Genomic DNA, 910 nt, shown 5'->3' with positions numbered 1-910 from the left:
CGACCGGCTGCGCCCGCGCCGCGCCCGCCCCGCCCGCCAGCAGCGCCAGCAGGATTGCACAGAACGAACCGGCACGACGGAAAGGGGCAAGACAGGCTGGCACAGCGGGCGACCGAACGGGTGAGGGGGTTGAATATGTTATAATGTAACAAATATCCAGTCTTCATATAGCGCGCTTTCCGGCGTATGGAAACCGGGGGCACAGGAGGCACAGCGCGAACCGGCATGACGGAACGGATCTTCGCTGAAAAAACCGAGGCACGGCTGGACGTTGCGGCGCATATCTGCGCCGCGCGCGGCTCGCGGCTGACCGATCTGCGGCGGCAGGTGCTGGGGCTGGTGCTCGACGCCGCGCGCCCGGTCGGCGCCTATGAATTGCTGGACGGGCTGCGCACCGACAAGAAGGGCGCGGCCCCGCCCACGGTCTATCGCGCACTGGATTTCCTGCTGGAACAGGGGCTGATCCACAAGATCGAACGCCTGTCGGCCTTCGTCGGCTGCACCCATGCGCTCGACGCCGACCATGACGGCGCCTGCCACCTGCATGCCGCGCAATTCCTGATCTGCACCGGCTGCGGCCAGGTGACCGAGCTGGACGACCGCCAGATCGTCGCCGCCCTGGTCGCGGCGACGCGCGCCATCGGCTTTACGGTCCGCCATTCGATGGTCGAGGCCGAAGGGTTGTGCGCCGCCTGCCACGGGTGACTTCGCGGCATATCCGGCTACAATCGGCGACATGGTGAGACACGGCTTCAAGGCAAGGCCCAGCGTCCTTGCACCTTCCGACAAGACCCGCACGCTGTTCCGGATCGAAGACGCGGACGGACGCGTCGTGGCGCGGATCGCCGCCCCCGACGCCACGCGCGCCATGGCCCTGTTCTGGCGCCGGCAGGGCTGCCGGGACCTGGCC

At 67.9% G+C, this 910-nt stretch carries 1 protein-coding gene; it reads left to right on the top strand.

Features of this window, described 5'->3' with window-relative positions; translation table 11 throughout:
* The first annotated feature begins 225 nt into the window (after window positions 1-225).
* The gene (locus tag HUK84_RS20290; RefSeq protein ID WP_176641806.1) at window positions 226-705 is read left to right on the top strand and encodes a transcriptional repressor; all 480 of its coding nucleotides are present in this window, start codon (window positions 226-228) and stop codon (window positions 703-705) included.
* The last annotated feature ends 205 nt before the right edge of the window (window positions 706-910 follow it).

This window comes from Nguyenibacter vanlangensis (genome assembly GCF_013376155.1).
GTDB classification, from domain to species: domain Bacteria; phylum Pseudomonadota; class Alphaproteobacteria; order Acetobacterales; family Acetobacteraceae; genus Gluconacetobacter; species Gluconacetobacter vanlangensis.
The sequence above is the reverse complement of the archived record's forward strand: the minus strand, read 5'-3'. Positions and strand labels throughout refer to the sequence as shown.

Coding starts and splice junctions, on each gene's coding strand:
- HUK84_RS20290 (WP_176641806.1), top strand. CDS start 226: ATGACGGAACGGATCTTCGCTGAAAAAACCGAGGCACGGCTGGACGTT.